22 protein-coding genes are annotated in these 24795 nt (G+C 32.6%); 12 read left to right on the top strand and 10 right to left on the bottom strand.

Going from position 1 to position 24795, the window contains the following annotated elements; genetic code table 11:
* Positions 1–45 precede the first annotated feature (45 nt).
* Positions 46–627, top strand: a complete 582-nt coding sequence (locus ACVCZW_RS12295; protein ID WP_452232536.1) for an NUDIX hydrolase — start codon at positions 46–48, stop codon at positions 625–627.
* Here ACVCZW_RS12295 and ACVCZW_RS12300 read toward each other — a convergent pair.
* The 4 genes from ACVCZW_RS12300 to ACVCZW_RS12315 all read right to left on the bottom strand — a co-directional run bounded on the left by ACVCZW_RS12300 (position 611) and on the right by ACVCZW_RS12315 (position 5810).
* The gene (locus ACVCZW_RS12300; RefSeq protein ID WP_452232537.1) at positions 611–1306 is read right to left on the bottom strand and encodes an N-formylglutamate amidohydrolase; all 696 of its coding nucleotides are present in this window, start codon (positions 1304–1306) and stop codon (positions 611–613) included. The two genes, ACVCZW_RS12295 and ACVCZW_RS12300, sit on opposite strands and share 17 nt — an antisense overlap.
* Complete coding sequence (locus ACVCZW_RS12305) at positions 1303–2529, bottom strand: glutamate-cysteine ligase family protein (RefSeq protein WP_452232538.1); 1227 nt, start codon at positions 2527–2529, stop codon at positions 1303–1305. The genes ACVCZW_RS12300 and ACVCZW_RS12305 overlap by 4 nt, the downstream gene beginning before the upstream one ends.
* A 2-nt stretch (positions 2530–2531) precedes the next feature.
* Positions 2532–3977: a RimK family protein gene (locus ACVCZW_RS12310; protein ID WP_452232539.1), complete on the bottom strand. Its 1446-nt coding sequence runs from the start codon at positions 3975–3977 to the stop codon at positions 2532–2534.
* A gap of 99 nt (positions 3978–4076) precedes the next feature.
* A complete protein-coding gene (locus ACVCZW_RS12315; RefSeq protein ID WP_452232540.1) occupies positions 4077–5810 on the bottom strand; it encodes a M14 family metallopeptidase in 1734 nt (577 codons plus the stop codon).
* Positions 5811–5908: 98 nt separating this feature from the next.
* On the opposite strand from ACVCZW_RS12315, the gene ACVCZW_RS12320 reads away from it, so the two are divergent.
* The gene (locus tag ACVCZW_RS12320; protein WP_452232541.1) at positions 5909–7570 is read left to right on the top strand and encodes a SulP family inorganic anion transporter; all 1662 of its coding nucleotides are present in this window, start codon (positions 5909–5911) and stop codon (positions 7568–7570) included.
* Between the two features lie 101 nt (positions 7571–7671).
* The gene (locus ACVCZW_RS12325; RefSeq protein ID WP_452232542.1) at positions 7672–9843 is read left to right on the top strand and encodes an ATP-binding protein; all 2172 of its coding nucleotides are present in this window, start codon (positions 7672–7674) and stop codon (positions 9841–9843) included.
* Here the strand turns inward: ACVCZW_RS12325 and coaD are convergent.
* Together coaD and ACVCZW_RS12335 are read right to left on the bottom strand one after the other, a co-directional pair.
* A complete protein-coding gene (coaD, locus tag ACVCZW_RS12330) occupies positions 9838–10296 on the bottom strand; it encodes a pantetheine-phosphate adenylyltransferase (RefSeq protein WP_452228715.1) in 459 nt (152 codons plus the stop codon). The two genes, ACVCZW_RS12325 and coaD, sit on opposite strands and share 6 nt — an antisense overlap.
* Positions 10297–10388: 92 nt before the next feature.
* A complete protein-coding gene (locus tag ACVCZW_RS12335) occupies positions 10389–11363 on the bottom strand; it encodes a D-alanine--D-alanine ligase (protein ID WP_452232543.1) in 975 nt (324 codons plus the stop codon).
* 104 nt (positions 11364–11467) lie between these two features.
* Between ACVCZW_RS12335 and ACVCZW_RS12340 the strand changes: the two genes are divergently transcribed.
* From ACVCZW_RS12340 to yaaA, 3 genes are all read left to right on the top strand, one after another.
* Positions 11468–12022 (top strand): PASTA domain-containing protein, encoded by a 555-nt coding sequence (locus ACVCZW_RS12340; RefSeq protein WP_452228717.1) that lies wholly within the window; start codon positions 11468–11470, stop codon positions 12020–12022.
* Positions 12023–12096: 74 nt separating this feature from the next.
* Positions 12097–13137 (top strand): RluA family pseudouridine synthase, encoded by a 1041-nt coding sequence (locus ACVCZW_RS12345; protein ID WP_452228718.1) that lies wholly within the window; start codon positions 12097–12099, stop codon positions 13135–13137.
* Positions 13138–13737: 600 nt separating this feature from the next.
* A complete protein-coding gene (gene yaaA, locus ACVCZW_RS12350; RefSeq protein WP_452232544.1) occupies positions 13738–14496 on the top strand; it encodes a peroxide stress protein YaaA in 759 nt (252 codons plus the stop codon).
* Here the strand turns inward: yaaA and ACVCZW_RS12355 are convergent, their stop codons facing one another.
* A complete protein-coding gene (locus ACVCZW_RS12355; RefSeq protein WP_452228720.1) occupies positions 14497–14628 on the bottom strand; it encodes a 30S ribosomal protein THX in 132 nt (43 codons plus the stop codon).
* Positions 14629–14741: 113 nt separating this feature from the next.
* Between ACVCZW_RS12355 and ACVCZW_RS12360 the strand changes: the two genes are divergently transcribed.
* The 3 genes from ACVCZW_RS12360 (at position 14742) to ACVCZW_RS12370 (ending at position 16585) form a co-directional block, all read left to right on the top strand.
* The gene (locus ACVCZW_RS12360; RefSeq protein ID WP_452232545.1) at positions 14742–15464 is read left to right on the top strand and encodes a hypothetical protein; all 723 of its coding nucleotides are present in this window, start codon (positions 14742–14744) and stop codon (positions 15462–15464) included.
* Positions 15465–15560: 96 nt separating this feature from the next.
* On the top strand, positions 15561–15902 hold the full coding sequence (locus ACVCZW_RS12365) for a hypothetical protein (RefSeq protein WP_452228722.1): 342 nt from the start codon (positions 15561–15563) through the stop codon (positions 15900–15902).
* Positions 15903–15904: 2 nt separating this feature from the next.
* On the top strand, positions 15905–16585 hold the full coding sequence (locus tag ACVCZW_RS12370) for a uracil-DNA glycosylase family protein (protein WP_452232546.1): 681 nt from the start codon (positions 15905–15907) through the stop codon (positions 16583–16585).
* A 1-nt stretch (position 16586) separates the two neighbouring features.
* Here ACVCZW_RS12370 and ACVCZW_RS12375 read toward each other — a convergent pair whose 3' ends face one another.
* From ACVCZW_RS12375 to ACVCZW_RS12385, 3 genes are all read right to left on the bottom strand, one after another.
* Positions 16587–18881, bottom strand: a complete 2295-nt coding sequence (locus ACVCZW_RS12375; protein WP_452228724.1) for a TonB-dependent receptor plug domain-containing protein — start codon at positions 18879–18881, stop codon at positions 16587–16589.
* Positions 18874–19770 carry a FecR family protein gene (locus ACVCZW_RS12380; protein WP_452232547.1) on the bottom strand — a complete coding sequence of 299 codons (897 nt, stop codon included), beginning with the start codon at positions 19768–19770 and terminating at the stop codon, positions 18874–18876. The genes ACVCZW_RS12375 and ACVCZW_RS12380 overlap by 8 nt, the downstream gene beginning before the upstream one ends.
* Positions 19771–19852: 82 nt before the next feature.
* Positions 19853–20368: an RNA polymerase sigma factor gene (locus ACVCZW_RS12385; RefSeq protein ID WP_452232548.1), complete on the bottom strand. Its 516-nt coding sequence runs from the start codon at positions 20366–20368 to the stop codon at positions 19853–19855.
* 143 nt (positions 20369–20511) lie between these two features.
* Here ACVCZW_RS12385 and ACVCZW_RS12390 point away from each other — a divergent pair, with 143 nt between their 5' ends.
* The 3 genes from ACVCZW_RS12390 (at position 20512) to ACVCZW_RS12400 (ending at position 24793) form a co-directional block, all read left to right on the top strand.
* The gene (locus ACVCZW_RS12390; RefSeq protein ID WP_452232549.1) at positions 20512–22251 is read left to right on the top strand and encodes a LamG domain-containing protein; all 1740 of its coding nucleotides are present in this window, start codon (positions 20512–20514) and stop codon (positions 22249–22251) included.
* Between the two features lie 205 nt (positions 22252–22456).
* Positions 22457–23785, top strand: a complete 1329-nt coding sequence (gene ffh / locus ACVCZW_RS12395; RefSeq protein WP_452232550.1) for a signal recognition particle protein — start codon at positions 22457–22459, stop codon at positions 23783–23785.
* A 129-nt stretch (positions 23786–23914) separates the two neighbouring features.
* Positions 23915–24793, top strand: a complete 879-nt coding sequence (locus ACVCZW_RS12400) for a bifunctional 5,10-methylenetetrahydrofolate dehydrogenase/5,10-methenyltetrahydrofolate cyclohydrolase (RefSeq protein WP_452228729.1) — start codon at positions 23915–23917, stop codon at positions 24791–24793.
* Positions 24794–24795: the final 2 nt, after the last annotated feature.

Raw genomic sequence — 24795 nt, forward strand, 5'->3', positions numbered from 1 at the left:
GTGCAAAAAAATGATATTTTTACAAAACTAAATGAAACGAATATAATGTATCAAGTTTTTGTAAGCGATAAACCTATAGTACTAACTAATATTGTAGAAAAAGAATCTGGTTTTAAAAACTATTTACTTGACTCTGTGGATATTGGTAAGGTAATAAAAGAACTCCAGACTACTTCCTTAAAAGAAGTTAGACTGATACATAAAAAGCCTGAAAAACTGCTTAAAAAGTTTTTGAAACTGTTACCAAATGTGGTTGCTGGTGGCGGAAAAGTTTTTAATGATGCGGGCGAAATTCTGTTTATTTATAGAAATGATAAGTGGGATTTACCGAAAGGAAAAGCGGAGAAACATGAAACCATCGAAGAAACAGCTGTGCGAGAAGTTGCAGAAGAAACTGGTGTTGCCGGATTGAAAATAGGGAAACCTTTGCAAACTACCTATCATATTTTTAAGCGTAACGGTAAGAACAGAATTAAGATTACTTATTGGTTTGAAATGAAAACTAGTTTTAAAGGCCATTTATACCCTCAAGAAAATGAAGGTATCACTAAAGTGGAATGGTTAAATACTGAGCAAAGCAAAAAAGCCTTAGAGAATAGCTATGCTAATATTAAGCTATTGGTTTAATAATGCTATTTTTGATTGCTGAAAAAAGTACCGCTTTTAATTTAGAATCCATTTTGTTACTTGTAGTAAATTTCTGATTTATTTCTAGTTCAATACCTATATAGTTTTTGTGAAACTGCTTGCGCAAATGTGTTGTAAATCCGTCTGCCTTTCCTAAATAAGGATAGTTAAATCTTACGTTTAGTGTATTATCTAATTTTAATATTTCTTTTTTTAAATTTTTGCTGAATGCTTTTTCTGAAGCAATTCTAGAATCATATAATAATCCAATATCACAATCTCTTTTTTTGTCATTTAAAATAGGAGTGAAGGAATGCACAGAAATATGCATGACTTTTTTATTTGGTTTTAACAGCTTTGCAAGCACAGCTTCTAATCCTTCTCTATATTCTAAATAATAACGAGAAATAAGTTTCTCTTTTTCGTTTTCTGAAAGTTGCTTCGAAAATTCGGAAAACAAATTTTTATGATGTAGACTTCGGTTTAATTCAATTAATAGACGACTGGTTTCGCTGTATTCGGAAAAATCAGCTAGAGATTTCAAATGATTAAAGACATCTAATGCTCCTAAATCATAACCGCGATGGGAGTTTAAAATCGCTTCGTGATTAGTAAAATGCGATTGATATTGCATCGGAATTTTATTTCCGCCATGCTCACAAGTTAGTAAGAGTTTCATGGAACAAACATGGCATTCTCCTGTAAGCAGGATCCTAGATTATAATATACTTTTTTGATGTTCTCTTGGGAATAATCTTCGTTTACCGATTTTAATATTCTCGTTGCTAAAGTACCTTCTTTTAAAATAATATCTAATGCTTCATAATGCGATGCATCTATATTAGGTTTTGCAATTTCATAAAGGTGCTTCCAAATATTTTGAACGGTTGTGCTATCTTCTAATTGAAACAATTCTAAATATTCAAGATTAGAAATGGTATAGGTTTCACCATCTTTAATAATAGGATTTAAAATTGCAAATAGATCTTGTTTTAACCATTTTTTTTGATGCGGTAAAGAACCTAGTTTTTTGTTTACGAACAGTTTTAAAACTTCAATGATTAGTACGCAAATGGCAATGTCTGCTTTCGGACTTTCTTGAATGTCTACCAAGCGGATTTCAATTGCATTTCTATCAAACCTAGCAATGGCACCACGAGAGTTTAAAAAATGATGATCTAGTATTTTCTTCGTGTCATGTGGTCTTATCGCTCTTTTTATCGGTTCAAAAATAGTAGCATAATAATCTACTTTACTAAAAACACGTTCCGGAATTACTAAACCTGTCATTTCGGGGATTTCCTTTTGGTTGGTTTTATAGTATTCTAAACGGGTATCTTTAAAACCTGTATTTTTTCCTTCTAAAATAGGTGAACTTGCGCTTAAACCAGGAATTAATGGTAAAAGGATTCGTATGGCAGCATGCAGTTTTTCAAACTCTTTATCATCGTAAAAAGGAAGATTTATATGTGTACTTTGCACATTACTCCAACCATGACCTTTACAATTAAAAATGCGATTATAAAGCTCGTACACTTCGCTGTAACTATGTTTCCAAAGTTGCGTGTCTGTTAATGGATTCATTAAAGGATGACAAGCGGTTGGCAATAGTTGTGCGTTTTCGGCTTTTAAAAGCTGGTTGATTTCCATAACATTGTTATGAAACAGACTAGATAATGAATTTAAATCTGCAGTTGGTCCATTGGTTTTTAATTCAATAACGTGTGCAACCAATTCATTGCTCCAAGCAATTTTTCCGTTATCAATATCTGCAGCAAGTTTCCCCGCTTTTTTGGTTAATAAGGTGTCTACAATAGGAGCCACTTTAAAGCTACTATTGTTAATTAGCATGTATTCTAATTCTATTCCAAAAACTTCGAACAAATGGTATCTTTTACTCATGATTAAAGGAGTCTGCTTTTAAATGCGGAAAGAATTTCGGTGTACACCAAATCGCCATAATGCAGATCTTCGACACCAAAATCAATATTTGGGTTATCGTTAATTTCAATAACCATTGGTTTGTTATTTACTACTTTAATATCAATGCCATATAATCCTTTACCAATTAGTCTTGCCGATTTTAAAGCCATATCTAAAACCTTTTTTGGTACTTCTTCTATTGGTAAGCAATCTGCATCACCATCTTGATCCTTTTTTTGGGTAGCTTTCCAATTATATATTTGCCAATGTCCTTTTGCCATATAATATTTACATGCAAAAAACGGTTTGTCGTCTATAATACCAATGCGCCAATCGTAATCGGAAGGGCAAAATTCTTGGGCAATAATAAGGTCGGATTCTTTAAGCATTTCATTAACCAAAGTATGATATTCTGCTTCTGTTTTTGCTTTTTTTACTCCAAATGAAAAAGTAGAATCCGGTGCTTTTAAAACACAGGGTAAACCAACTTCTTGTATTACTTGATCTCTATTGTCTTTATGAACAATGATAGTTTTTGGTGTGTCAATATTCGCATTATTTAGAGCTTCTGCCATATATACTTTATTGCAGCATTTTAATATGGCATCCGGATAATCAATAATAGCAATACCTTCTTGTTGCGCTTTTCGAGCAAAAGCATAGGCTTCGTTGTTTACTTCTGTACTCTGACGAATAAATAATGCATCAAAAGAAGATAAACGCGAAAGATCTTTAGGTTCAATGACTTCTGCATAAATATTCATTTTTTCAGCAATATCAATAAACTTTTTTATGGCTTTTGCATTACTTGGTGGTGCAGGATCATTAGGGTTTACTAGAATGGCTAAATCGAAATCCGATTTGGTCAGCTTTGGCGTATCATAGCGTTTTTTTGCAAAATATTGATTCGCAAATTCGTGCACACTTTCTAAGTGTTCTTCAGGGATTTCAGATTCTGAAATAGCCTTGATACTTTGAATATTCCATTTTGTGTTATGGTTGAAATTGACGCGTAAAAATGGAACCTGAAAGTGTTTGTAAAATAAGCCGCTTAACTCCTTGTATTTTTGTGCTACGTTTTGTCCGAAATAAATACTTAAAGTAAACTCGCGAGATTTAATGTTTTTTAAACTTTGTTGAATAACATCATCAAATTCATCCGAAACTATTCGAACTAGTTTTAGCGTTTTTAAATCCACAATGTTTTTAACCGTAGGAATTGCTAAATGCCCTCTTGCTTCTGCTAAAAGAGATACGTAATATCCTTTAGATTGGTAGGAGTAATCTTTACAAAGGTTAAATATTCTAGCCTTTTTTAAAAGGGAGAATTTAGGATTAGTAAGATACTCTTGCGAGGAAATTACCGTAATATTCTCAATCGAAAAATGCCATTTTTCAGGTTGATTGACAACAATGTATTTGTTCATTAAAAGCGATAATCGCGATATAGATTTTAAACAAAATTAAATTATTTTTCAATTGGTTTTACAAAAGCATAAAAATATTTTTAATTCTTTTAACTCCTTCTATTTTAGTCTGTAAACTGGATATTGTAAGTGTGCTTTTTCATAGTTTTCACTTTGTTTATGTAGCCAATCCAATTGCGCATACCAATTATTTGCAAAGTCTTTATTATACGATTTTTTTACGTTGAATGCTATTTGAAGTTTAGGGTTGTTTGCTAAAAGCGCTTTCGCTTTGTCTTCCCATACATAAGGTGAGAAACCTTCTTTTTGCTGAAGAATCGTATCGAAGAAATTCCAATTAAAAAAGGAATCTGGCGCTTGTGGTTCTAAAGTTTCTATTAAATAACGTAAAGCATTCTGATTGGTATTAATTATATAATCGCCTTTTCTGAAGGTTACATTTTTTACCGAAGATTTCACAGTTGTATTATAATGTTGATAATGCCCTTCATACGGTGATTTTCTAGTTTCAAAAGTATCCATTTTATAAGATTCTACTTCTATAACGGTGTCGTTTTTTAATTCCGTTATTTCTACTTGATTTAGTTTTAACAAATCCATTACGTGCCACCAACCTTTCGGAATGATATAAGCACTTGGAATGATAACGCTATCTTTTGGTTTAAAATAATTTTGATAGGTTACTTCTTTTGTAAATGGTTTGCTTCTGTCAAATTTTAAGCGTTCTTTTCCTGTAACATCACTAGGTATGCGATTACCTTCAAAACCTTTAAAGTTTAAAGTAGATGTTTTTGTCGTGTCTACTTCCCAGTTTAGCGGATACGTTTTATTTGTTATGATTTTTTGGTGAATGTTGTGACGAAGTGTTTTAATATTTTCACCATCGGCTTCCGTAATTTCTATCATGCTTTTTAGTAACTCATACGTTCCTTCGACTCTTTGTTTGTATGGTTTTAGCATGTGCGTTTCTACCATCATTCCTAAGGTGTTAAACAAAGTCGTGTAACCTGTAGAGTATCTTGGTGAATCCATAAACTGGCTAAAACCTTTTTCAGGAACTTGATTGAAAACATTTACATAAGGTGTAATATCCCATTTTTTTTCAGAAAGCTTTTTTTCTAGTTTTGGCATCATTTCGGTATGCAGATAATTCCCTAAAGCACCACCTAGTTTATTGTGTTGTGTGAATAAATGCGTCAATGTATATTGGTAATCGGCCCCATTACTTACATGGTTATCTATAAAAACATCTGGTTGCACACGATGAAATATTTGTGCAAAGGTTCTTGCATTTTTGGTGTCACTCTTTATAAAGTCTCTGTTTAAGTCGTAGTTTCTAGCGTTTCCTCTAAAACCATATTCTTTTGGTCCGTTTTGGTTGGTTCTAGTAGTGGCGTTTCTATTTAAACTTCCACCAACATTATAAACAGGAATCGTAACTAAAACCGTGTTTTTGGGAGTGTCTATTTTTCCTTGAACAATATCTCTAAATAATAGTATAGTAGCATCAATACCATCCGATTCTCCTGGATGAATCCCATTATTTATGAAAAGAATGCGTTTGTTTTTTCTGATTTCTGAAAAATTAAAATTATTTTCAGGGTTTAATATAACCATATGTAAAGGTTCTCCCGAATCTGTTTCTCCTATCGCTTCCATTGAAATTTCAGGATACGTTTCTGCTAATTGCGAATAGTAATTTATTACTTCCAAGTACGTTGCTGTTTCTGTGCCTTCACTTTTTTCAAAAACAGTAGTAAAATCAAAATTCGGCTTGCTTTTCTCCGTTTTACAAGCTGTAATTAATAGGAATAAGAAAAATATTTTCTTCATCTTCAAACGTTTTAGTAGATTGTTGAACCACAAATATAGTAATATGCACTTGCCTTTCTGTTAATTAACAGTACTTTTGCTGCTTCAAAAATAAAGAAATGACAGAGTTTATAAGAAAAATAGTGCCAAATGCAAAGGATGATGTATTAGCCGGAATAACGGTGTCTTTAGCTATGATTCCAGAAGTGGTTGCATTTGCATTTGTTGCGCAAATAGATCCTTTAATGGCATTGTCTGGTGCATTTATTATTGGTTTAATTACCGCTATTTTTGGAGGAAGACCAGGTTTAATATCTGGAGCAGCAGGAGCAGTTGCCGTAATTTTTGTTAGTATGATAGCAGACGGACATACAAAAGGGATGTTGTTTGATGCGCCAATTGAAAATATGGGTTTTTTCTACCTTATGGCTTGTGTTGTTTTAATGGGTTTAATACAAATTCTAGCGGGTGTTTTTAAGCTTGGACGCTTTGTGCGTTTAATTCCGCATCCAGTAATGATGGGCTTTGTAAATGGTTTGTCGATTGTGATTTTTATGGCGCAAGTAAAAATGTTTTCGCATAAATCAATGGAGGTTTCAGATGCCGGTGTAAAAGAATATGTAGGTACTTATATGCAAGGATCGGAGCTATATGTTATGATAGGATTAGTGTTATTAACTATGGGAATCATTTGGGGTTTACCTAAAATCACCAAAAAATTGCCTGCCGCATTAACAGCCATTTTAGTTACTAGTTTAATTGTTATTGGTTTCAATATGGATGTTTCAACAGTAGGGTCTTATATTATTGAAGGAGGAGGAACCGGTTTAAAAGGAGAGTTTCCAACACCAAATATGGAGCTTTGGGAGAAGTTGCCATTTAATTTAGATACCTTGAAATTTATCGCTTTACCTGCGTTTTTAGCAGCTTCGGTTGGGTTAATAGAATCTTTAATGACTATGAATCTAGTAGATGAATTAACAGAAACTAGAGGAAACGGAAACAGAGAATGCGTTGCACAAGGAGCAGGAAATATTGTTTCTGGTTTATTTGGAGGGACTGGAGGTTGTGGTATGATTGGTCAAACCGTAATTAATGTAAATGCTGGCGGACGCGGAAGATTATCCGGAATCATGATGGCCGTTACTTTATTATCTTTTATCCTATTTGCAGATAAGTTAATAGAAATGGTGCCAATTGCTGCTTTAGTAGGTGTAATGTTTATGATGGTTATTGAAACCTTTGCATGGTCCAGTTTTAGAATATTAAAGAAAATACCAATGGCCGATGCTATTGTGTTAATTACAGTGTCTTTAGTAACCGTATTTGTGGATTTAGCAGTTGCAGTATTTGTAGGTGTAATCATTTCCGCTTTAGTTTTTGCTTGGGAAAATGCTAAGAAAATTAGAGCGAGAAAACGCATAAGAGAAGATGGTACTAAGATTTACGAAATTTGGGGACCTTTATTTTTCGGAAGTATTCAAGCCTTTAATGATAAGTTTGATGTGAAAAGCGATCCTGAAAAAGTAGAAATAGATTTTGTAGAATCTCGTATAAGTGATCATTCTGCAATTGAAGCTATTTTTAATTTAGTAGGGAAATATGAAGCGGAAGGAAAGAGTATCAAGCTGAAACATTTAAGTGAAGATTGTAAAATATTATTATACAAGTCGAGTCCTAAGTTTAGAGATGTAGTTGTGGAAGATATAGAGGATCCTAGATATCACCTAGCAGCAAACCCAGAAGATTTCCCAAAACCTCTTTCTGAATATAAGTTTTAAGCGTATTCAAACGTTGTTTAATTTGATTTTTATCGATTAAGTGTGTTTTTTCACGTTAAAATGTTTTACGTTTGCATTATTATATTCCCTAAATTTAACCTATGACACGTTTGGTTTTTGTAGTTATACTTCTTATAACTACGCCTTCATTTCTGCAATCCCAAGAAATTCGCGATAAAGAAGTTGATTCTATCAATAGTGTGCTCCTATATGTAAACGACTTAAATAATAAGGGAGAATACGGTAAAGCGATACATGTAGCTAAGCAAACTTTAGAATATATAGAAGGTTCAAAAAGATACGAGCTCATAGGAAAAGCCCTTAATGGCCTAGCATATTCTTATGCCGAATTAAAGGATAAAGACAAAGCTTTTGAATATTCTTTTAAAGCACGCGATTACTTTATCAAAACAAAAGATACATTAAGTATTGTTTTGATATATAATGATATTGGCGTGACTTATGAAGATTTTGGTATGGTTGAAGAAGCCAATAAAGCATATAAACAAGCGGTTGATATTGCAAAACTAGCTAAGCCTCATAGATATTTAATTTATCCAAAAGTTAATGTTGGTAAAAACTTAATAGAGTATTCTAATAATTATAAAGAAGGTTTAGCGTATTTAGATCAAGCGATGTACGCTTCCAAAGAACTAGGCTTAGACGAAAAAAGTGATCATATTTTTGGCGAAATTTATTTGAGTTATGCGTATGCATATCATAAATTAAAACGTTTTGATGCCTCTGAAATCTATTTTCAAAAAGCAATAGATTTAGCTAATAGCGAAAAGTATTTACATAGTAAAGAAGAAATATATAGAAAAAAAACAAAGTTGTATAAAGAGGATGAAAATTACGAACAAGCTCTTCATATGATGGATAAATACCTGGAAATTAAGGATTCTATAAATAAGTTGAATAATATGTCTCTGGCTAAAACCATAGAAGCAAGATATAAAATAAAGGAGAGTGAGGAGAAACTAAGCTATCTAACAAAAGAAAAAAATATTAAAGAAGCGCAATTGGTGAAATCTAACCGATTTATGGTGCTTCTTAGTATCTTAATAGCACTGTTAGTTTTAGCGACTTATTGGACTATAAAAAAGAATAGAGAATTACAAATAGCTCGAGATGTTGCAGAAAATTTATCTAAAGTTAAAAGTGATTTTTATTCAGAAATTAGCCATGAGCTAAGAACACCTTTATACGCAGTTATTGAGTTGTCTAGTCTATTACAAAAGGAAGATCTTAATGTCGAACATAAAGAATATTTGGAATCTCTTCAGTTTTCTGGAAATCAATTGTTATCCTTAATTAACAATGTTTTAGAACTTAATAAAATGGATTCACAAACCATTAAAATTGAACAATCCAAATTCTGTCTAAAAGATATTTTATCTAGTACTATTGATAGTATTGAGTTTGCATTACGTGAAAGTAACAATGTGATTTTTTTAGATTATGATGATACCATCCCAGAAAAACTTTTTAGCGATTCTTTAAAGTTAACGCAGATCTTTATTAATCTGATTTCTAATGCGATAAAATTCACCAATAATGGGGAAATTACGGTAAGCGTTAAAAAGGTTAAAGAGAGTGATCATGATGTAAAAATTCATTTTGAAGTAATAGATACAGGTCTTGGTATCGCAAAAGAAAAACAAGGCTTAGTGTTTAAGAACTTCTACCAAGAACATGCTAAAATAGAAAAGTCATATAGAGGAACCGGATTGGGATTGTCTATCGTGAAAGAGATATTAAAAGCAATGGGAAGCGAGATAAAAATAGAAAGCGAAGAAGGAAAAGGGAGTACTTTCTATTTTGATTTGATATTTAATAAAAGTGAAGAAACGAATCGTTTAGATGATTTATTTCCAATGCAATTAGAAGCTCTTGAAGGAAAGCGGATTTTAATTGTGGATGATAATAAAATCAATCAACTAGTAACTAGGAAAGTGCTGGATCATTTAAAAATTAAATCTATAACTGTAGATTCTGGGATAAAGGCTATCGCATTGATTGAAAAAGAAAAGTTTGATTGTATCTTAATGGATTTGCATATGCCAAAATTAGATGGTTATGAAACCACAAAACGTATAAGAGAATTTAATACAGAAATACCTATTGTTGCTTTAACAGCAGCGTCGATAGAGGATGTAGAAGGAAAAATTAAGCAACAAGATATGAATGGTTATGTATTAAAACCTTTTAATACCTCAGACTTTGTTGCAACGCTACATGATGCTATATATCAAAAAAGTATATCCTTATAGTTTTACTCTAACACTATCTGGAACTAAAACAGTATAATCGCCATCGTTTCGTATCACTTCTCTAACAATACTAGAACTTATGTAAGAGGTTCTTGCAGCAGTTAAAAGGAAAACAGTTTCTATTTTAGATAGTTTTCTATTGGTATGTGCAATTGCTTTTTCAAATTCAAAGTCGGCAGGGTTTCTTAAGCCACGTAATATAAATTGAGCTTTTACCACTTTGCAAAAATCGATGGTTAAACCTTTATAGGTTACCACTTTTACTTTAGGTTCGTCTTTAAAAGATTCTTCTAAAAAACGCTTTCTCTCTTCTAAAGAAAACATATATTTTTTTTCTGAGTTTACGCCGATAGCAACAATAACTTCATCAAAAAGTTTTACACCACGTTTGATGATGTCGTAATGTCCTAGTGTTATTGGGTCGAAGGATCCTGGGAAAAGTGCTCTTTTCATTGAAAATTTATTTTTAATTCCCACTTTCGTGGGAATCTCTATTATCAAATATAATAATTTATTATCTGTTTAGTGTTGCTGTACATTGCGTACTACTTTAATGCTTCCACAATCGCGTTGTCGAATAACTCAGGAAGTGTTATTCCTGCAACAGCTGCTTGTTGTGGTAAAATACTTTGTCTGGTTAACCCAGGAACCGTATTTACTTCTAAAAGATGAGGTTCACCATCTTTAAAAATAAATTCGCTTCGGCTAAAACCTTTCATTTTTAAGATTTCGTAAACCTTTTTTGCAATCGTGTTTACTTTTTCCTCTTGTTCTTCAGTTAATCTGGCAGGAGTAATCTCTTGCGATTCGCCTAAATACTTCGCCTTATAATCAAAAAAATCATTGTTAGATACAATTTCGGTAATTGGTAGTACTTTGGTTTCGCCTTTATAGGTGATTACACCAACAGAAACTTCCGTTCCATCTAAAAAAGATTCTACAATAATCTCATCATCTTCTTTAAAAGCAACATTAATGGCGTTTTGTAAATCTTCTTTTTTATACACTTTGGTAATACCAAAGCTACTTCCAGCTTTATTCGCTTTTACAAAACAAGGCAAGTCCACTTTTTTTACAATAGCATCCTCATCTATTTTATCTCCAAGATTTATATAAAAGCTTTCCGCAGTTTTAATTCCATAAGGCTTTAATATACTCAAGCAATCTCGTTTATTAAACGTTACGCTCGCTTGGTACATATCACAACTAGTTTGTGGTAAATTAAGTAGTTTAAAGTAGGCTTGCATGTAGCCATCTTCACCTGGGGAACCATGAATTGCATTAAAAACACAGTCAAAAGTTGTTTTTTTGTCGGCAATAGTCACCGAAAAATCATTTTTATCTATGGCAAATTCACTATTGTTGGCATCTACATAAACCCATTTATTTTTAAAAATGTGTACCCTGTAAACGTTGTATTTTTTAGCGTCAAGTAGTTCATAGACAACGTTTCCGCTTTTTAAAGAGATCTCATATTCGCTAGAATATCCTCCCATTATAATGGCAATGTTTTTCTTCATATTAATAACAAACGATGAAAATAATCGTTAAGCTAAAATATCATTAATTAATCAAAAGTAAAAACAGTTCTGTTTTTATATATTTGCCTATCTAAAATAAGATCATGAGCATTGTTAAATTTATTACCAGTAAAACGTTTTTAAAACAACTAGTGTTAGCATTTATAGCTATAGCAGTACTGACTTTTCTTATGTTAAGATGGTTGAGCTATACTACTAATCATGGCAATTTTGAAACTGTTCCAGAATTAAAAGGAAAATCTATTGCAGTAGCAGAAATAGAGCTAAAAGAGAATAATTTGGTGATGCAAATTCAAGATTCGGCAAATTACAATCCGAAATATCCTAAATTTTCGGTAATAGATCAAGATCCGCCATCTGGTGAAAAAGTAAAAGAAGACCGAAAAATTTACTTAACATTAAATCCTTCTGGTTATAGAAAAATACAAGTTCCAGATTTAAGAGAACGTACTTTCCGACAAGCAAAACCAATGTTAGAAGCCTTAGGTTTTACTATCGGAAAAATAACGTATATTGATTATTTAGGTACAGACGAAGTGGTACGACTAAGCTTTGAAGGAAAAAAAATAAATGCAGGGGACTTACTGCCAAAAACTTCTAAAATAGATGTCGTTTTAGGAAACGGAAAAAGACCATAGTCTAAAATAAATCCAATGATTACAAGATAATCGATTACGTTTATCTTAAGAACCGTCGAAAGACAAAACGAATAATGATAGAAGATTACACACCAGAAAGCCAAAACGAAAAAGATTCTCTTTATGAGCATCATGCATTTACTGTAGATAAAGGACAAGCGCCTTTACGAATCGATAAATATTTAATGAATCGCATAGAAAATGCCATTCGTAACAAAATTCAAACAGCAGCCAAAAACGGAAACATTTTTGTGAATGACGAAGCTGTAAAATCCAGCTATAAAGTAAAACCTTCCGATGAAATTCGTGTCATGTTCGAGCATCCACCTTTTGAAAACTTATTGGTTGGTGAAGATATTCCATTAGATGTAGTTTATGAAGATGATGAACTGCTTGTAGTAAACAAACCAGCTGGAATGGTGGTACATCCCGGTCATGGTAATTATTCTGGAACACTTATAAATGCACTTATTTACAGATTTGACAATCTGCCAAATAACTCTAGTGAACGTCCAGGATTAGTACATCGAATTGATAAAGATACTAGCGGACTTCTAGTAGTTGCCAAAACCGAAGAAGCCATGGCGCACCTTTCTAGCCAATTTGCCAAAAAAACGAGCGAACGCGAATACGTAGCATTAGTTTGGGGAAATATGGATGAAGACGAAGGAACCATCGAAGGTAATATTGGTAGACATCAAAAAAATAGATTACAAAATACGGTCTATCTGGATGATGAAGAAGGAAACGGAAAACCAGCCGTAACACATTACAAAGTCATCGAGCGTTTAGGCTATATTACTATGGTTGCTTGTAAATTAGAAACCGGTAGAACGCACCAAATTCGTGTGCACATGAAACATATTGGTCACACGCTTTTTAACGATGAGCGTTATGGTGGAAACCTGATTTTAAAAGGAACCACATTTACCAAATACAAACAATTTGTAGATAACTGTTTTAAAATTTTACCAAGACAAGCACTGCACGCAAAGACACTTGGTTTTATACACCCAAAAACGGAAGAGTTCATGCGTTTTGAGTCTGAAATCCCAGAAGACATTCAACTATGTATCGAAAAGTGGAGACATTATTCTAAGCATGTAGATCATTAATGAAATGTAGGATTGCCCAACGGAACTTAGGTGAAGTTGGGCGTTCCATTTTTTATACCTACAAGGTTTTTAAAACCTCGCAGGAAAAAAATGTCAGGCTTTCCGTTATATCTTTTTTTTCGTGTTCTCGATACAATGCTCCTATGGTCGCATCACTCGAACGGACACAAAAAAGGATGCCACTGCAATCCTTAACGCAGATTTGTTTTCATAGTAAACATTTATACACGCATAGAATATTTCAGTTTGCATATTTAAAAAAGGAAAGAAGTAAGTTGTAAATTTGTAATTGAGTTATTAGATAATTAATTGTATTATTAGCGTACTTGAAATTCCGACATAGTCGGAAAATATCAAAATTCAGAAATAATGAACGAAGAGATGTAGATGCGAAGCGCAGCTTCAAGCACGAAATCTCGAAAGAGAATGATGCTTTAGCAATTCCCTGATTTTGATTGTGATCTTTTGGCTTGGTTTATCCTGAGCGTAGACGAAGGGTTTTCTTCAAGGCAAAATGAACATAAAGAAGAAGAAATTATTAACCTTAAATGAGATTCCTGCTGAAGTTTATCTTGAGCGCAGTCGAAAGACAGAAATGTTATGAAACTAGTACTATCTCCAGCAAAGTCCTTAGATTTTGAAACCCAATTGCCAACAACAAAAAGCACGGAAGCGCACTTTTTAACCGAAGCAGATCGCTTAAATAAACTATTGAAAAAGAAATCTGCAAAAAGCTTATCAACGTTAATGCATATTTCCGATAATTTAGGACAACTAAATTATGAGCGTAATCAAGAATGGAACTTGCCATTTACAAAAGAAAATGCAAGACCAGCAGTATATACTTTTTCAGGCGATGTATATAAAGGTTTAAATGCAAATACAATTCCGACAGAAAAATTAGATACTTTACAAGATACCGTTCGTATTCTTTCTGGATTATATGGTGTTTTAAAACCATTAGATTTAATGCAGGCCTACCGACTAGAAATGGGCACAAAAATGCCTATTGGTAAAAACAAAAATCTATACGAATTCTGGAAAAAGAAAGTAACACAAGCTTTAAACGAAGAACTAGAAGCAGACGAACTATTCTTAAACCTGGCTAGTAACGAGTATTTTAAAGCGGTAGATGTAAAAGCTTTAAAAGTACCTGTTATAACTGCCAATTTTAAAGATTTAAAAAATGGCGAATATAAAGTGATTTCCTTTTATGCAAAGCAAGCTAGAGGTTCTATGGCTAGATATATTGTAGATACAAATGCCAAAACTATAGCCGATTTAAAAAGTTTTAACTATGAAGGTTATGGTTTTAGCGAAGCGATGTCTACAGAAAAAGACTTACTATTTATTCGATAATTAAGCCTTTGCTTTTTTAGTAATATCTATTTTAGCTTCCGGTTTTATGCGTTTTTTTATTCGTGGTCTTCTGGCTCCAAAAGTACCTCTGTTTATTTTTCCGCGTTTTGTTTTTTTATCTCCTTTTCCCATAAATAGTATTTTTATTTCTCTTAAATAAGAGGATTTCTAATTTCAAATAAAATACAAAACATTTAGGTTTTACTTTACTATTTTAACACTTTATAATAAACAGTTATTAATCCATGTACTATTACGTAATAATCGCTTTGCAAGCCTATTGTATTTATCACCTTATTAAAAACAGGAATCCATACTACTGGATATTCTTAATTATATTTTTGCCATTTATTGGATGTCTTATCTATTTAATAACGCAAGTGTATAATAAACGGGATGCAGAAAAAGTGACCAATGAAATTGTAACACTTATCAATCCTACCAAAAAAATAAAAGATTTAGAAAAGAAACTGGAGTTTTCAGAAACATTTCAAAATAGAATAAATCTTGCAGATGCGTATTTGGCAAATAAAGAGTATCAAAATGCTATTAGCTATTATGAAAAAGCATTAGACAGCGATTATCAAAATGATTTTTATGTGATTAAGAGTTTGATTACTTGCTACTACAATACAGAATCTTATGACGAAGTAGTTCGTTATTCAGAAAAGATTATAGAACATCCCGAATTTAAAAAATCTAAAACACAGTTTTTTTACGGATTGGCTTTAGAAAAATTAGAAAGAATAACCGAAGCAGAAACACAATTACGAGCTATTGATGTTCGTTATTCTAACTACGATGAGCGTTTAGTTTTGGCAAAATTTTTAATGGCTAAAAACAAAACAGAAGATGCTAAAGAGATATTAAATGAAATAAGTATCGAATCGGAACACATGACGAAAATGAATAAAAAAATCTATAAAGCAACAATTAGTGAAGTGGCTAAATTATTAAAAACTTTATAAGTTTTTGTTTGAAATTAATTGCTGGTTCCTTATTTCTTTTCTCGTGTAGCGAATTAAGATGTATAGAAAACAGTTAGTATTTATAAGATAAATAAAATGAGTACGGAAGAAAAAAAAGTAGTTTGGTCCTTGCAAAATAACAAACGTACCGAAGCAGAACGCAATGTTTTTAAACCAACTGGTATTAAGAAAAAACAAGTTTCAACATCGCAATACATTGTTATTAGCTTACTGGTTGTTTTAATTTCTAGTTTTTCTCTAACATTTATGGTAGAGGAGTCTTCAGAGATTTGTTTTATGTCTAGTTTTTGTTTTCAGTCTAAAGAAAATATTTTTCTATATACACTTTATGTTTTTTTTAATATTATAATCATTTTACTAGCTATTATTGTGGCGTATATTATTGGTAAGAAAATTGGGAATAAAATAAAAAGATAAACGTGTTTCTTCATAAACATCCATATAAACCATTTATACAAAAAGACACTAAGAAATTAATTGTTGGTACAATTCCTCCGCCAAGGTTTAGTGTTGGAGAACTTTTAGAAAAAGATGTTAATTTCTGCTATGGCAGTTATTACAATTCCTTGTGGTTATATATCGATAAAATCCATAATTTGAATTTACGTTATGATAATTCACAAGAAGCAATAGACGAACGCAAAGCATTTCTTATAAAACATCAAATTGGCGTTTGCGATATTGTAGCTAGTGCAGAACGGGAGAAAATAGATGCTTCCGATTTAGGAATGCAAAATATAAAACTTCGGAATGTAATCGATTATATAAAAAAGCATCCAAACATTGAAACGCTATTATTTATTGGCGGAAATAGTAAAAATGGCCCAGAGTATTTCTTCCGAAAACACATAAAAGAACAGCATATAAAATTAGAATTGGTTTCTAATGAAGTACCAAGAGTGCATCAATTTGTCATTCCTAGTATAGCGAAGGAATCTGGAAAAAAGGAGCGAGTAATAAAAACCGTTTCGCTTACTTCTTCTTCGGGATCTGCTAATAGAGCTATTGGGAGTATGCCTTTGTATAAGCACCTTAAATCTAGTGATTCTACATTTAACACGTTTGATTTTAGAGTGATGCAATACCAAGAATATTTATAGTCTAAAAATATACACGAAAACTTACGTTTGGCGTTATGCCTAACGATTGGTTTTCTACTTTCGAAATGTTATCCTCAGCATCCAAAACATAGTATCTGTTAATCGTGTTTTTGGTGTTTAAAAGATTCCAAACAGAAGCGCCAATTTTAGCCTGAATTCCTTCCGAAATTTTTAAATCTTTTGTTGCCGAAAAATCAACACGTAAATAATCTTTTAAAGGATTACTGTTTGGTGCGTTGTAGTTTATATTGCCTGATGAAATGGTGTTGTCGTGAGTTGTATAAGGCTTCCCAGAATGCCAGTTTACACCTAAGGCAAACTTGTATTTGTTTATCGTGTAGGTATTAGAAAAATTAACCGCATGCGTAATGTCTGCGTTATTAGGAAAAGGGTTTCCGTTATTTAAGTTCTTAAAAGTGTAATCGTTTTTACTATACGAATAACTTAACCAGGTATTAAAATGAATAAACTGTTTATGGATTAAAAAATCCACTCCTTTTACTTGATAGCTTCCTATAGCTTTTATATACTGAAACTGGTTTTGAAAACCCTGGCTTCTGGTGGTGATTCCGTCTACTTCTTTATAAAAAGCTTCTGCACTAATTAGTAAGTTATTTTTGTTATAGTGTGTTCCTAAAGAGGCTTGTTTGCTTTTTATAATTGGAATATCGCTGTTGTTTGCTAAAATCCAACGACGCTTTTCAATGCCTAGAAAATCATTTTGTAAATCTATGATTTGTGACGTGGTTTGACTCTTGTATTCTCCAAGAAATTCCAATCTAAAATGATTCGCAAACCGTTGGCTAAAACCTATTCTTGGTTCTGCTAAAAAAGCGTCTAATTTTGGAATGTAATTAAATCGTATTCCAACTTTTGCATTGGTGTTTTTGTTGTTAGCTATTAGTTGGCCTTCCGTGAAAACGGAATGACTTCTAATAACCTCCTTAATATAACTTCTAAATACAGGGTTATTAACGTTTTCTAAATTGCTAATACCGACTTCAGAAAACTGATAGCCAATTTGAAGATTGGTGTTTTTATTAATGTCCCATTTGGTATCTGCTTTTAGAGCGTTATCAAAAACTTTGTTTTCTTGAATTAAACGTTGGTCATTCAAAATGTCAAAATTCTTGGCGTCTAATTCATAGTTAGAAAGCGATACTTGTAGGTTAGAACTTAATTTAGAATGCCATTTTCTAGTGTAGTTAATGCCACTTGCTAAATTACGCTGAATAAGTTTACTGTTAAAAGACTCGTTAATATTGTTTATGGTGGACTGTTCTTCGTAATCTAAATTATTATGAATGGTTAAAAAACTAATTTGAAGTTTGTCTTTTTTGGAAAGGTTTAATAGCAATTTTCCCGAGAAATCATAAAAGTAAAAATTTTCGTTTTTAGAGATGGTATTATTTTGCGCTTCCTGATTACTTTCAAAATCCGAATCTTGAAAAATACGTTTAAAATACTGCTTGTAGGTTGGCGCAGTTACTAAATCGGTAAACGAGCGTCTTACCGAAAGCTGTAACTCTGCATGTTTACCAAGTGGTGCTTTAGCATAGCCATCTGCATGTACGAAGTTAAAACCGGCTCCAGCTTTAAACTCATTTTGAAGCGTGTTTGATAATTGCATATCTATAACGCTAGAAACACCATCGCCATATTGTGCTGAGGTGCCGTTTTTAGATACATTTACTTGCTTGGTTAAATATGGATTGAATGCTGAGATAAGTCCGAAAAAGTGACCAGATTGATACATTTTTATACCATCCCAAAGTAGGAGATTTTGATCGTGTGTTCCACCTCTAATATTAATATTCGATACCGTTTCATCCGTACTTAAAACTCCGGGAAGTGCTTGTATGGTTTGTAGCACATCTGGTTCTATTAAACCAGGTAAAATACCAAACTGTTCTGGTTTTATGGTAATGCTTCCTGTGGTATTTTTGTTTAATCCTGTGGTTAAATAGTTAGTAATTACTACTTCCTCTAGTTTTTGAATGGTAAAAGGAGGAGTTACTTGCCTTACAATAGTAATAAACTGGTTGTTTAATTTGTTAAACTTTAAGTGCGTTTGTGTTTCTAAAGAAGTTAGAATTACCTCTAAGTTTTCATTACTATCCAAAAACACATTTACATCTTTAATCGTGTTATCGGCATAAGAAAAGCTAACTTTAAATTGTTGCTCTATTATAGTCAATACTTGCGCTAGAGGTTGCTTTTTGTTTTGCGATAAAACAGTCGAGTAACCGGAGAAAAATAAAATTAATACTAGCGCAATTTTTAGCGATTTATTCACGCGATAAAATAATGGTTTTGTTTGTTTTTGTATAGCTTAATTGTAAAGGTTCTGTTATCGATTTTAGTGCAATATCTATGTTTTTATGTGTGAATTTTCCAGTAAATAACGTACTTGTCTCTATATTGGAAGTTTCAAATTTAACGTTGTATAGTCTTTCAAACTCTGCTAAAACCTTGCTTAATGGTACACTTGTAAAAGCACTAACATGATTTATCCATTCTGGTTGTTTGACATTTGTAGTTATGGCTGTAGTCACATTTCCATTTAAAATTAAAAAAGAATCTCCAGCTTTTAAACGAGCCTTCCCTGTATTGTAGTTTATTTGCACGCTGCCTTCATAACAAACTACTTCAAAATAATCCTTTCGTTGTTTTACATTAAATTGTGTACCTAAAACGGTTACTGTTCCTGCATCTGTTTTTACGTTAAATGTGCTGCCTTTTTCTACTTTAAAAAAAGCTTCACCATCTAATGTAATGGTTCTGTTTGTATTCCAACTCTTTTTATTAAAGGTGATTTTAGAAATCGCATTTAAATGTACATAGGAATGATCAGGAAGCTCTATTCTTGATTTTTCAGTGAAATCTGTGGTAAAAGAACTATCTAAAGTTGTGGTGTAATAGTAACTACCTAAACAAATAGCTAGAATAGCGGCTACTTTGAGAATGGGTGATAGCCATTTCTTTGGAGTAGTTTTTTTTGCATTTATACCGCGTAAGGTGCTTTCTAAAGCAGCTTCGGTATTAAACTCTGGTGCTTTAAAACCTTTGCTGTACTTGGCTAGTTTAATTAACGACTCATAATCTTCGAGCGCTTCAAATGCTTCAAGTTCTTGAGGACTTAAGTCGTTATCTAACCATTTTAATACTAATTCTTCTTTATTCATTGTATGCTATTCAATTATATAACAAGTAAGGTTTAGAAACTCCTACCTCGAAATTAAAATTATTATTCCTGTAAAACAGAAATCATAATTCATCAATTTCTTCTCTTAATTTTTTTAATGCGCCGTAAATTCGTTTTTCAACTGCTTTGGTGCTAATATCTAAAAGCGATGCAATTTCTTTAAACCGTTTTCCTTCCACACGATTCATTAAAAAGGCAACGCGTTGTGCTTCGGTTAAATTTGCAATGGCATTTTCTAGCTTTTTGCGGTATTCCTTTTCTTCCATTAAAAACTCTGGCGACTCGTTAGAATGTTCTGTTGGTTTTATTTTCTGATGTTTTAAAACTACTTTTTGATGTGCAACGGCATTTAGCATTAAATTATTCGCTACCGTATATAAATAGCTTTTCGCTTTTTCAGGAGAAACGGTACTGCAATTCTGCCAAAGTTTTATAAAAGCATCTTGCACTTTGTCTTTAGGATTTAAATGATCCCCAAATTTATAATACAAAAAGTGATGCAAGTCTTTAGCGTGTTTGTTAAATAGGTTATTGAAACGGTTTTCATTACAGACATTATTGTTTAAAGACTTTTGCATGTATAGTTAAAAAGGTTTCTGCAAAGTAGGAACATTTTTTTTAAAAAGTCAAGGTAGGAGTTTTTTAAACGAAGATGTTATAGTAGTATACAGCAATTAAAAGTTGCTATGAAAAGAAATAATTATTAATAAAAAACGAAACAATGAAAACCATCCATTTTAAATCCTACCTTTTTTTATGCTTACTTTTTTTGATGTTATTTTCAGCATGTCAAGAAGAAGTTGTAGAAGTTACAGAGCCAGATAATGAAGAAACGATTGCGCCAAATTCTAATTTAGCTAATTTAATGCGCAATGTAGCTTCCAATGATGGTTCCTTTGATAATATTATCGATTATGCGAATTGCCTAGAGGTTGTCTTGCCAGTAACCGTTACCGCAAATGGTGTAACAATAACCATAGAAAGTATTACCGATTATGATGCGTTAGAAACTATTTTAGACGCTTTTTCCAGTGATGGTGACGAAATAGAAATAACGTTTCCAATAACAGTTATTTTTAACGATTATTCCGAGTTGGTTATTAATAGCCAAAACGAATTAGAAGCACAAATAGAAAATTGTAATGAGGAAGATGAAGAAGATGATGATATTGAATGTGTTGATTTTCAATTTCCTATTACTATTTCCGTGTATAATACAGATTTTCAAGTTGTAGATACCGTTACCATAACTGATGATGAAGCTTTATATTCTTTTATTGAAAATTTAGAAGGAGGAGTTTTAGCTAGTATAAACTTCCCTGTTACTATGGTATTAGCAAATGGGGATACCGTTGTTGTAGAAAATAATACAGAAATGGAAGCAGCTATTGAAGCAGCAGAAGATACTTGTGATGAAGATGATGACTACGATTGGAATGACGATGATATAGAAGATTGTGATGTTAATTTATCCGAAATAGAAGCTTACTTATTAGCATGTAATATTACAGCGCCAACCTATGATGCGTCTGGTAATATTTTAGATGAAAATTATTTAATGTTTGATACGAATGGCGAAGTAATTGTTAATGGAGAACCAACGGTTACAGAATTTGGTTCTTGGTCTCTTTTAGAATCGGGTTCTGGTTATACCTTAACCATTGAAGGATTGACTGTTTTTGATTTGTTAAATGGGGAATGGTTGCTTTTAGGTTGTGATGAAGATACATTTGTCTTTAGTCGGGTAACAAATTCTGGTGATGTAATTAATATGGAACTGGAGCAAGATTGTGAAGATTGCAATACCCCAGAAGTTTTAATAAACGATTTGGTGATATATATGCCTTTTGCCGAGGAAGTTCACGATTTAATAAGTGGTTTTAATACAGAAAACATTACCAACACATTTGTAGAAGATAGAGCAGGAAACTCTGCTTGTGCTATATCTTTTACCGGAAATGATACCTTTGAGATTCCTGTAAATACAGACAGTGCACTGGTACAAGGCGATAGTTTTTCTATAAGTTTATGGTTTAAAATGCAAAATACAGCAGTAGGGGATTTAGAACTATTTTTTAGATCACCAGGAAATGCAACAGAAGGGTTTCAATTAGGAGTTTATGATTTAAATACACCATTGTTTACAGATAATACAAGCTTTTATCTTTGGGATAATGACTGGAATGGTGAAGTAGATGTAGTGTGGGAAAACACAGATTGGCATCATCTAGTAGTAACAGTATCTGCAGACAATACCGTTACATTATACAGAGATGGTGTACAAAGAAATATCGATGAGAATTCGAGCCTGAATATTGGTTCTCAAGCTTCCGATAGATACATTATTGGAGAAGGTTTTGTTGGTCATTTGGATGATTTAAGAGTTTATAAAAGAACTTTAAGTCCAAGCGAAGTAGGAGAATTATTTAATTTAGATGGTGAATGTTATACTTGTTTGTAAGTCAAGTTTAACGAGTGCATTATTAATAAAAAAGAGGCTTCTTAAAAGAAGCCTCTTTTTTTTATTTTTAATTGTGAAAACTAAAATAGAGACAGCTGTTTTTTAAGGATGTGGTAAATATGCTTTAATTCCAATTAAACAAGCTTTTCCAGTAAAGAAAAACAAAATATTTCTTTACTTTTGCAACTATTGAAATAAAAAAAATATGTTTAATAATTTAAGTGAAAAGTTAGATAAAGCGTTACATGTACTAAAAGGTCATGGAAGCATTACAGAAGTTAATGTTGCCGAAACCCTAAAAGAAGTACGTAGAGCGTTACTAGATGCCGATGTTAACTTTAAAATTGCTAAAGATTTTACTAATAAAGTAAAAGAAAAAGCACTTGGACAAAACGTTTTAACAAGCTTACAGCCAGGACAATTAATGGTGAAGATTGTTAAGGATGAACTTACCCAATTAATGGGTGGAGATGTAGAAGGTCTTAACTTAACAGGAACGCCAAGTATTATTTTAATGTCTGGTTTACAAGGTTCCGGAAAAACAACCTTTTCAGGTAAACTTGCCAACTATCTTAAAAATAAAAAAACAAAGAAACCTTTATTGGTAGCTTGTGATGTATATCGTCCGGCGGCCGTAGATCAATTACATGTTGTAGGAGATCAAATTAAAGTGGAGGTTTTTAGCGATAGAGGAAATACAGATCCTGTAGCTATTGCACAAGCTGGTATTGCACATGCAAAGGCAAACGGACATAATGTGGTTATTATAGATACTGCTGGTCGTTTGGCTGTAGATGAAGCCATGATGGCCGAAATATCTAACATCCATAAAGCAATACAGCCACAAGAAACCTTGTTTGTTGTAGATTCTATGACAGGTCAAGACGCTGTAAATACAGCAAAAGCCTTCAATGATATTTTAAATTTTGATGGTGTTATTCTTACCAAATTAGATGGGGATACACGTGGTGGAGCAGCAATTTCTATTAAGTCTGTTGTAAATAAACCAATAAAGTTTATTGGTACTGGTGAAAAAATGGAAGCAATTGATGTTTTCTATCCTTCACGTATGGCAGATCGTATTCTTGGAATGGGAGATGTTGTGTCTCTTGTGGAAAGAGCACAAGAGCAGTTTGATGAAGATGAAGCTAGAAAATTGCAAAAGAAAATTGCCAAAAATCAATTTGGTTTTGATGATTTCTTAAAGCAAATTCAGCAAATCAAGAAAATGGGTAATATGAAAGACCTTATTGGAATGATTCCTGGAGCTGGAAAAATGATGAAAGATGTAGATATAGATGATGATGCTTTTAAAGGTATTGAAGCTATAATTCATTCTATGACCGTAAAAGAACGTACAAATCCATCGATTATAGATGCAAGCCGTAAAAAGCGAATTGGAAAAGGATCTGGTACTTCGGTGCAAGAAGTAAATCAGTTACTAAAACAATTCAACCAAATGTCGAAAATGATGAAGATGATGCAAGGTGGTGGCGGAAAACGTATGATGCAAGCAATGAAAAACATGAAGTAGTTCCTGTTTTTTATAGAATAAACAATGAAAAGAATGTGTCACCTCGAGCGCAGTCGAGAGGTCTCATTTGTAAATAGGTATAAAATTAGGTCTCGACTGCGCTCGACCTGACAGATTTAAAACTTCAACATGACTATTCTAGACGGGAAAAAAGTAAGTAACGACATTAAAGACGAAATTACAGAACAAGTAAAAAAAATGGTTGCTAAAGGCGAAAAAGTGCCACATTTAGCTGCTATTATTGTTGGTAATGATGGTGCTAGTTTAACGTATGTTGCTAGTAAAGTTCGCGCTTGTGAGCGTGTTGGTTTTGAGTCTACAATGGTAAGAATGTCTAATACTACTAGTGAAGTAGAATTATTAGATAAAATTGAAGAATTAAATACCAATAGTGATGTAGATGGTTTTATTATCCAATTACCACTACCTCCACAAATTAATACACAAAAAGTATTAATGGCTGTAAATCCAGATAAAGATGTGGATGGATTTCACCCAATGAATTTTGGTAAAATGGCATTAGATATGTCTACTTTCATTCCTGCAACACCATTTGGTATTCTAGAACTTATGGATCGTTACGGCGTAGAAACCAAAGGAAAGCACACTGTTGTAATTGGTAGATCACATATTGTGGGAAGACCAATGAGTATTTTAATGGGAAGAAAAGGGTTTCCAGGGAACTCTACAGTAACACTTACACATAGTCACACTAAAAATATTACTCAAATTACAAGTCAAGCAGATATTATTATTTCGGCTTTAGGAGTACCAAACTTCTTAAAAGCAGAAATGGTAAAAGACGATGTGGTAATTATTGATGTTGGTATTACTCGTGTTGCAGATGAAACAGCTCCTAAGGGTTATGTGATTACTGGGGATGTTGATTTTGAAAATGTAAGTAAAAAAGCGAGTTATATAACGCCAGTTCCTGGAGGAGTAGGACCAATGACGATTGCTATGTTACTTAAAAATACGCTTTTAGCTAGAGAAAGACATATGCAATAAAC

The sequence above is a fragment of the Lacinutrix sp. MEBiC02595 genome (assembly GCF_053601555.1).